Annotated in this window: 5 protein-coding genes; 2 read left to right on the plus strand and 3 right to left on the minus strand. The window is 67.0% G+C overall.

All coding sequences use genetic code 11. The features are described from left to right. Positions 1 to 118: 118 nt before the first annotated feature. The 3 genes from ACFYQ5_RS31065 to ngcE all read right to left on the minus strand — a co-directional run bounded on the left by ACFYQ5_RS31065 (position 119) and on the right by ngcE (position 3,556). Positions 119 to 1,036: a carbohydrate ABC transporter permease gene (locus ACFYQ5_RS31065; protein WP_389202373.1), complete on the minus strand. Its 918-nt coding sequence runs from the start codon at positions 1,034 to 1,036 to the stop codon at positions 119 to 121. 97 nt (positions 1,037 to 1,133) lie between these two features. Beyond that, positions 1,134 to 2,057, minus strand: coding sequence for a carbohydrate ABC transporter permease (locus ACFYQ5_RS31070; RefSeq protein ID WP_389202375.1), 924 nt, complete (start codon positions 2,055 to 2,057; stop codon positions 1,134 to 1,136). Between the two features lie 50 nt (positions 2,058 to 2,107). Then, complete coding sequence (gene ngcE / locus ACFYQ5_RS31075) at positions 2,108 to 3,556, minus strand: N-acetylglucosamine/diacetylchitobiose ABC transporter substrate-binding protein (RefSeq protein WP_389202377.1); 1,449 nt, start codon at positions 3,554 to 3,556, stop codon at positions 2,108 to 2,110. 498 nt (positions 3,557 to 4,054) lie between these two features. Between ngcE and ACFYQ5_RS31080 the strand changes: the two genes are divergently transcribed. Together ACFYQ5_RS31080 and ACFYQ5_RS31085 are read left to right on the plus strand one after the other, a co-directional pair. Beyond that, complete coding sequence (locus ACFYQ5_RS31080; RefSeq protein ID WP_389202378.1) at positions 4,055 to 7,903, plus strand: GH92 family glycosyl hydrolase; 3,849 nt, start codon at positions 4,055 to 4,057, stop codon at positions 7,901 to 7,903. A gap of 353 nt (positions 7,904 to 8,256) precedes the next feature. Then, positions 8,257 to 8,829 carry a dihydrofolate reductase family protein gene (locus ACFYQ5_RS31085; RefSeq protein ID WP_389202379.1) on the plus strand — a complete coding sequence of 191 codons (573 nt, stop codon included), beginning with the start codon at positions 8,257 to 8,259 and terminating at the stop codon, positions 8,827 to 8,829. The last annotated feature ends 190 nt before the right edge of the window (positions 8,830 to 9,019 follow it).

Here is a 9,019-nt window from a genome sequence, read left to right on the forward strand (position 1 = left end):
CTCGACCGGTGGCCGAAGGGTGGTTCCTGAGCCCGGGGGCTTGTTCGTTTCTGGTGACTCTTGTCGCCGGGTCACGACAAGAACTGCTGATACGTGAACGCGCTCCTCGGAGCGGTCCCTACTTGAGCGCCCCCGCCGTCAGCCCCGCGACGACCTGCCGCTGGAAGACGATGTAGGCGGCGAGGACGGGCAGCATCGCCATGACCAGACCGGCGAAGAGACCCGACCAGTCCCCCTTGTACCCCTGGCTGGTGGCCAGTTCCACCAGGCCCTGGGAGAGCACCTTGCCGTCCGGATCGGTGTTGAGCACCGTCGGCAGCATGTACTGGTTCCACTGGCCGAGGAAGTTGAAGATGCCGACGCTGATCAGGCCGGGCTTCGCCATCGGCAGCATCACCTGGAAGAACGTCCGGGTGTGCGAGGCGCCGTCGAGCATGGCCGCTTCCGCGATCGAGGTCGGCAGGGTCCTGAAGAACGAGGTCAGGAAGAAGACGGTGAACGGCAGCGAGTACGCGATGTACACCAGGATCAGCCCGTGCACCGAGTTCAGCAGGCCCATGTTGTTCATGACGAAGAACAGCGGGACCAGCGCCAGGATGATCGGGAAGCTCATCCCGCCGATGAAGAGGAAGTAGATGAAGCGGTTCCCCGGGAAGTCGAACCGCGCCAGCACGTACGCCGCCATCGAGCCGAGCAGCAGGGTACCGATGAGTGAACCGCCCACCACCAGGATGGTGTTGAGGAAGTAGTCGCTCATGTGGGCCTGGTTCCAGGCCCGCGACCAGTTCTCGAAGTGCAGCTCGTCCGGCAGTGACCAGGGCGTCGACAGGATCGAGTCGTCCGTCTTGAAGGACGACATCACCGCCCAGAGCAGCGGCATGACGACGAGCACCGCCCAGATGACCAGCACACCGTGCGAGAAGACGTTGAGGACCTTGCCCTCACCGCTCCTGGCGGGACCGTCCACCGGGGCCTTCGTCTTCGTCACCGGCGAGCGCGGTGCCGGTACGGCGGGCGGGGTCTCAGCGACCTTCATACGTGCTCACCTCGTACAACTGTCGGGCCGGCCACCGGGACCGAACTGTTCTGCGTGGGGCCGGTCTTGCGGTCGCCGGTCTGCGGGCGGGGCGGCATCAGAACTCCAGCCGCTCGCGCCGGCCCAGTCGCATCACGATGCCCGCGAAGAGCATGGTGACGATGAGCAGCCCGACGCCGATCGTGGTCGCGTAACCGGCCTGGGCGTCCCGGAAGGCCGTCTGGTAGACGTACAGCGGCAGGACGGTGGTGGAGTAGTCGGGGCCGCCCGGCCCCACCGTCATGACCTGTACGGCGGTGAAGGCCTCCACACCGAGCGCCAGGATGCCCATGTAGACCCAGCCGGACTGCACGGTGTCCCAGAGCAGCGGCAGCGTGATCTTGAAGAACGTCGTGACGCGGTCGGCCCCGTCGAGCAGCGCGGCCTCGTAGAAGTCCTTCGGGATCGACGCCATACCGGCGGAGAAGAGGACGACGAAGAATCCGACCGTCGACCAGATCAGCACGACCATCACGCAGTAGAGCGCGAGATCGGGGTCACCGAGCCAGTCCGGCTGGAGACTCTTGAGACCGACGCCCTTCAGTGTCGCGTTCAGCATTCCGGACGTCGGGTTGAACGCGAACTGGAACAGCAGGGCCACGATCACGATCGACAGGACCTGCGGGAAGAAATAGGCGATCTTGTAGAAAGCGGAACCGCGCACACCGGCGACCGCGGCGTTCTTGCGCCGACGGCCGCCGACATTGAGCATGAAGGCGAAGAAGAGTGCCAGGCCCAGCGTCACCAGTGGCAGCAGCAGTGCGAGCAGCACACTGTGCTGCAGCGACTTCCAGAAGATGTCGTCGTCGAGCATTCGGCTGTAGTTGTCCAAGCCGACCATCTGGAAGTCCGCGCTCAGTCCGGTCCAGTCCGTGAACGAGTAGTAGATGGACTGGGCGAAGGGCCAGATCACGAAGACGGCGTACAACGCCAGCGGAGCTGCCAGAAATCCCGCGATGAACCGGTACTTGCCGTGCTGCATCGTTTACCGACCCCGATCTCTGAGCGGGTGCCGCCGCTGGTGACGGTGGCTCACTGGTGCTTGTAGTGCTTGATGGACTGGTCCTTGGCCGCCGCGTCGGCGAAGGCCTGGATCTTCTTGATGGTCTCCGCCGGGGTCGCGCGGCCGGCCATCATCTCGCCGATTCCGGCGATACCGATCTGCTCCTTCTGCAGCTTCACGTACCAGTCCTGCATACGCGGGTTCACCACGTTCTCGCCGGCCTTCGCCAGGACGTCGACGCCGGACTGCAGCGCGGTGGAGAGCGTCAGGCCGTCGGTGCCACCGTTGAAGGCGCTGAGGGACTTCACCGACTTGGTGAAGTTCTTGGAGGACTCCTCGCTGAGCATGATGCGCAGCTGCTCCATGCCGCCCTCGGCGTTCTTCGCCTTCGCCGGGACGATGAACGGCTCACCGCCGGACGCCCAGAGGGTGCCGAAGGGCAGCTTGTCGGAGGAGTCCAGGCTGGACGGCGCGCCGACCATCATCTTGAAGTCGTCCGGCGTGGTGGGCGCGGCCTCGTTCTCCACCCACGAACCGTTCGGGATGAAGAGCGCCTTGCCCTTGGTCCACTCGGTCTGCGACTGGATGTGGGTGAGACCGGGCGTGCCCTTGAGGATGTAGCCCTTCTGGAAGAGCTCGTAGTACGCCTCGAAGGCGGCCTTGACGGCCGGGTCCTTCCAGGCGTTGGGCTCCAGGTTGTCGATCTTGTCGAGGACCTCGCGGCCACCGATCTTGGCGATGAAGGGGTAGAGCGAGAACGGCAGGTAGTACGGGTACTTGCCCGGGTACGTCCAGCCGGCGACGCCCTGCTTCTTCGCCTTCGCGCACAGCGCGAGCATGTCGTCCCAGGTCTCCGGGTACGTCGCGTCGAGCTTCTCGAGGTTGGTCCGGGAGTACCAGACTCCGTAGACCGTGTACGCGTAGTACATGACCCAGACCGGGTCGCCGTCGAACTGGCCCATCTCCAGCACACCGGGGCGCAGTGTGTCGCGGACCTTCTTGGCGGGGTCGTCGTAGGACGGGGCGTCCATCAGCGGCGTGAGGTCGGCGAGCTGCTTCTTGCCGACCAGGACACCCATGTCCATCTGCTCGGCGCCCGAGTTGTCGATCAGGTCCGGCGGGGTGCCGCCGTTGAAGCGCGGCTGCAGGATCGACTGGATCTTCTCGGTCGCGGAGTGCTTGACCTTCGGTGCCTCGGGGAAGGCCTCGTTGTACTTCTTCTCGGCGTCGATGGCGTACTGCTCGCCGAAGCCACCGTTGAAGATGACGACTTCGAGGGCGGCCGTCTCATTGACACCGAGCGGGTTCTTCGCGCTCTTGGTGCCTTTCTCGACCTTCTCGTCATTTCCGCTGTCGCTGCTCGCGCAGGCCGACAGGAAGCTCATCGTCGGAACGGCGATCAGGCCGAGTGCGGCAGAACGCTTGATCACATCGCGACGGCCAAGGCCCTCATTCGTGCGGCCGGAGGTGGATCCCATGCTCAAGTCCTCGCCTTCTCCAGGACTCAGGCGGTGTACCGGTCACCCGTAGTGAATTCGCCTCAGGCGAAGGGCCCCGCCACCGCGGTCAGTTGCGCTCGGATCGTGCACATTGCCGGATTACTGGATGCAGCGGAGGAGTTACCGGAGGAACGCACGGCGGGCCACCTCGCGCGCCCACAGACGTTCCCCCTCCCCCGTGCCCGCGCGCCGTTGTGAAGCGACTGTGCAGACGCCGACAGGTATAGTCCACTTGTCGCCAACTGGGCAAGATCGAATGCAGGGGTGAGCGGCAGTCTTTCCCGAGTTGAGACCTCACGGTCACCTCGGCACCGCGCGCCTCGGCACGGAATCACCATTTTCCGCAATACGGTCGAATCACCTGCGTCGACCCCACGCAACACCCTTGACACATCCAGCCATTTGGCTCCCTACTGGAACCCGCATCCCTCGTTGACAACGTTGTCCATGCATGTCCCCCAGGAGGAACGGCTCCGTATGCAGCCCCTACGTGGTCCTCAGCACGACTCGCGCCACAGACACCGTCGCTCCGCCGTGGTCCTCGCGGCCTCTCTCGTCATGGCCCTGGCGGCACCCACCGCCGCCCTGGCCCAGCCGTCCGGCGCCGCGCAGAAGCCCTCCGGCGACACGTCGTTCAGCTCCTCGTTCGAGGCCGACGAAAAGCAGCCGGACTGGCGCAACACCGTCGAGGAAGGCGCCGACGGAAAGAAACGGGCATCAGGTGTCGACGGTGGATTCTCCGCCGGGATACCGGGCAACATCACCGATCAGGTCACCGATCTGCGCGCCAGCGGGGAGAACACCTCCGGCGGCGAGGTCAAGGAGAACCTGACCGATGTGGAGCCCGGCACCAAGTGGCTGGCCTTCGAGTCCACGGGCTGGGTCGAGTTCGACCTCGCCGAGCCCGCCGAGGTCGTCACCTACGCCCTCACGTCGGCCAACGACCACGACGAACGGGACCCCAGGGACTGGACCCTGAAGGGCTCCGCCGACGGCAGGACCTGGACGGACCTGGACACCCGCACCGGCCAGACGTTCTCCGAGCGCCTGCAGACCAAGTCGTACGACTTCACCACGGACACCGCCTTCCAGCACTTCCGGCTGGAGATCACGAAGAACAACGGCGCGTCCGACGCGATCCAGCTCGCCGACGTCCAGTTCTCGGACGGGGACACCTCCACCCCCACCCCCGACGACATGCGCTCCCAGCCCGACCGCGGCCCCTCGGGTTCCCCCACCGCCAAGCAGGGCGCGGGCTTCACCGGCAAGAAGGCCCTGCGGTACGCGGGTACGCACAAGCCGGACGGCCACGCCTACTCGTACAACAAGGTCTTCGACGTCGACACGGCAGTCACCAAGGACACGCAGCTCTCCTACCTGGTGTACCCGCAGATGGGCGAGACCGACCTCGACTACCCCGCGACGCACGTGGCGGTGGACCTGGCCTTCACCGACGGCACATACCTGAGCGAGCTGAAGGCCACCGACAGCCATGGCGGGCTGCTGACCCCGCAGGGCCAGGCCGACGCCAAGCGGCTGTACGTGAACCAGTGGAACAAGGTCGCCTCACGCATCGGCACGGTCGCGGCCGGCAAGACCGTCGACCGGATCCTGGTGGCGTACGACTCGCCCAAGGGCCCGTCGAAGTTCCAGGGCTGGATCGACGACGTCACGATCGCCCCGAAGGCCCCGGAGAAGCGCAAGGCGCACCTCGCGGACTACGCGTCGACCGTGCGCGGCACCAACTCCAGCGGCGGCTTCTCGCGCGGCAACAACATCCCGGCGACCGCGGTCCCGCACGGCTTCAACTTCTGGACGCCGGTCACCAACGCCGGTTCCACGAGCTGGCTGTACGACTACGCGCGCGGCAACAACGAGGACAACCTGCCGACACTCCAGGCGTTCAGCGCCAGCCATGAGCCGAGCCCCTGGATGGGTGACCGCCAGACCTTCCAGATGATGCCGTCGGCGGCCTCCGGCACTCCCGACGCCTCCCGCTCGGCCCGCGCGCTGCCGTTCCGCCACGAGAACGAGACGGCGACCCCGCACTACTACGGGGTGACGTTCGAGAACGGCCTCAAGGCCGAGATGGCGCCGACCGACCACGCGGCGCGGATGCGGTTCACCTACCCCGCCGACGACGCGAGTCTGGTCTTCGACAACGTCGACAACAGGGGCGGACTGACCCTCGACCCGGAGACCGGTTCCTTCACCGGCTACTCGGATGTCAAGAGCGGCCTGTCCACCGGAGCCACCCGGCTCTTCGTATACGGCTCCTTCGACGCGCCGGTCACCGACAGCGGCAAGCTGAAGGGCGGCGGCGGTGACGACGTGACCGGCTTCTTCCGCTTCGACGCGGGCAAGGACCGCACGGTCAACCTGCGGCTGGCCACCTCGCTGATCAGCGTCGACCAGGCGAAGAAGAACCTCGCCATGGAGCTGCCGGCGACGGCCTCCTTCGACAAGGTGAAGAAGGACGCGCAGAAGGCCTGGGACAAGATCCTCGGCAAGGTCGAGGTCGAGGGTGCGAACGCCGACCAGCTGACCACGCTCTACTCCAGCCTGTACCGGCTCTACCTCTACCCGAACTCGGGCTTCGAGCAGGTCGACGGCAAGAGCACCTACGCGAGCCCCTTCTCGCCGCAGACCGGCACCGACACCCCGACCCACACCGGCGCGAAGATCGTCAAGGGTGAGGTGTACGTCAACAACGGCTTCTGGGACACCTACCGGACGACCTGGCCGGCGTACTCCTTCTTCTCCCCGAAGCAGGCCGGCAAGATGGTCGACGGCTTCGTCCAGCACTACAAGGACGGCGGCTGGACCTCCCGTTGGTCCTCTCCCGGTTACGCGGACCTGATGACCGGCACCAGCTCCGACGTGGCCTTCGCCGACGCGTACGTCAAGGGCGTCGACTTCGACGCCGAGGCGGCGTACGACGCGGCGGTCAAGAACGCCACGGTGGCCCCGCCGTCCTCGGGCGTCGGCCGCAAGGGCATGGAGACCTCGGTCTTCACCGGATACGCCGACACCTCCACGCACGAGGGGCTCTCCTGGTCGCTGGAGGGCTACCTCAACGACTACGGCATCGCGGAGATGGGCAAGGCCCTCTACGAGAAGACGAAGAAGGCGCGCTACAAGGAGGAGTCCGCGTACTTCCTCAACCGCGCGCAGAACTACGTCAAGCTCTTCGACGAGAAGGCCGGCTTCTTCCAGGGCAAGAAGGCCAACGGTGACTGGCGCCTGCCCTCCGACCGGTACGACCCCCGCGTCTGGGGCTACGACTACACGGAGACCAACGGCTGGGGTTACGCCTTCACCGCCCCGCAGGACAGCCGTGGCCTGGCCAACCTCTACGGCGGCCGCGACGGTCTGGCCGAGAAGCTGGACACGTACTTCTCGACCCCCGAGACCGCCGGACCCGAGTTCGTCGGTTCGTACGGCGGCGTCATCCACGAGATGACGGAGGCGCGTGACGTGCGGATGGGCCAGTACGGCCACAGCAACCAGGTCGCGCACCACGCCACGTACATGTACAACGCGGCGTCGCAGCCCTGGAAGACCCAGGAGAAGGTCCGCGAGGTCCTCGGGCGGCTCTACACCGGCAGCGAGATCGGTCAGGGCTACCACGGCGACGAGGACAACGGCGAGCAGTCGGCCTGGTTCCTCTTCTCCTCGCTCGGCTTCTACCCGCTGGTCATGGGCAGCGGTGAGTACGCGATCGGCTCGCCGCTCTTCACCAAGACGACCGTCCACCTGGAGAACGGCCGCGAGCTGGTCGTCAAGGCTCCGAAGAACAGCGCCAGGAACATCTACGTCCAGGGCCTGAAGGTCAACGGCAAGAAGTGGACGTCCACTTCGCTGCCGCACGACCTGCTGGCCAAGGGCGGCGTGCTGGAGTTCGACATGGGCTCCCAGCCGTCGGCGTGGGGCACGGGCAAGGACGCGGCCCCGGTCTCCATCGCCAAGGACGACAAGGTGCCCGCGCCCAAGGGCGACGTGCTCAAGGGCGACGGCGCGCTGTACGACAACACCTCGGCCACCTCGGCCACGGTCGAGTCGGTGGACCTGCCGGCCGCCGAGGGCACGAAGGCGGTCCAGTACACGCTGACCTCGGCCACCTCGGCGAAGGCCCCCACGGGCTGGGTGCTCCAGGGGTCGGCGGACGGGACGGCCTGGAAGGACCTCGACAAGCGGTCCGGCCAGACGTTCGCCTGGGACAAGCAGACCCGGGTGTTCTCGGTGCAGGCGCCGGGTGCGTACGCGAAGTACCGGCTGGTGAGCACGACGGCGGCGACGCTGGCGGAGATCGAGCTGATCTCCTGACTCACCCGCCGAACGCATGAGGACGGGCCGCCCGCACAACGGGCGGCCCGTTCCCGTACGTACGGGTCCCTCAGGCCCGGACGAGGAGTGTGACCTCGGCCGACGGCTCGGGACAGGCCGGCCACGAGATGCCGATGATGGTGCCGGCCACCTGAGGGTCCGGCCGGCCGTAAGCCTCCTTGCGCACCGGCCCTGCCGCAGCGTCGCCCGCACCGGAGGGGGCGGCGACCGATGAGTCTCCCCGCTTTCCCCGGTCAGTCAGTCAGAGTGGGCGTACCGCGGACACGGGACCGGTTCGAAGCCGGCCGGCGGACCTACGGCGAACCAGAACACGAGATACCGGGAGACCTTCGATGCGCACCCTGATCAGCACCGCCTTCGTCTCGCTCGACGGAGTCATGGAGGCCCCCGGCGGCGAGCCGGGGTACCGGAACGCGGGCTGGACCTTCAAGGACGTGGAGTTCCTCCCGGAGGCGTTCGAGATCAAGGGCCGTGAGCAGCAGGAGGCCGCCGCGATGCTGCTGGGCCGGGCCAGCTACGAGGCGTTCAGCCCGGTCTGGCCGGGCATGGAGGATTTCGCCGGCTACAAGGACGTGCCGAAGTACGTCGTCTCCACCACGCTCACCGAGGACGACCTGGTCTCGGGCTGGGGCCCGACGACGATCCTGCGGTCGCTCGACGAGGTCGCCGCGCTGAAGGAGACCGAGGGCGGCCCGATCATCGTCCACGGCAGCACGTCCCTCAACCGGGCGCTGTCGGACGCCGGCCTGATCGACCGCTACCACCTGCTCGTCTTCCCGCTCCTGCTCGGCGCGGGCAAGCGACTGTTCAGTGACACGGACAAGGACACCCAGAAGCTGAAGCTCGTCGAGCACGAGGCGTACGCCAACGGCCTGCAGAAGAACGTCTTCGACGTCGTCCACTGACCCGGCCCGGGCTCCGGAGCGCGGCAACTCGTGGCGGATCCACCACTGTTGGACCGCCGTGACGGACAGGGGCGGGGGGCCCCCCCCCCCCGGGGGGGCCCCCCCCGCCCCGGGGCGCGCCCCCCCCCCCCCCCCCCCCCCCGGGGGGCCCCCCCCCCCCCCCCCCCCCCCAGCCAGCACCACCCAACCC

Origin of the sequence: Streptomyces sp. NPDC005794 (genome assembly GCF_042871445.1) — a bacterium.
GTDB lineage: Bacteria > Actinomycetota > Actinomycetes > Streptomycetales > Streptomycetaceae > Streptomyces.

What these genes read in the sequence shown, in the direction of transcription:
- ACFYQ5_RS31080 (WP_389202378.1), top strand. Translation starts at nt 4,055, where the DNA reads ATGCAGCCCCTACGTGGTCCTCAGCACGACTCGCGCCACAGACACCGT.
- ACFYQ5_RS31065 (WP_389202373.1), bottom strand. Translation starts at nt 1,036, where the DNA reads ATGAAGGTCGCTGAGACCCCGCCCGCCGTACCGGCACCGCGCTCGCCG.
- ACFYQ5_RS31085 (WP_389202379.1), top strand. Translation starts at nt 8,257, where the DNA reads ATGCGCACCCTGATCAGCACCGCCTTCGTCTCGCTCGACGGAGTCATG.
- ACFYQ5_RS31070 (WP_389202375.1), bottom strand. Translation starts at nt 2,057, where the DNA reads ATGCAGCACGGCAAGTACCGGTTCATCGCGGGATTTCTGGCAGCTCCG.
- ngcE (WP_389202377.1), bottom strand. Translation starts at nt 3,556, where the DNA reads ATGGGATCCACCTCCGGCCGCACGAATGAGGGCCTTGGCCGTCGCGAT.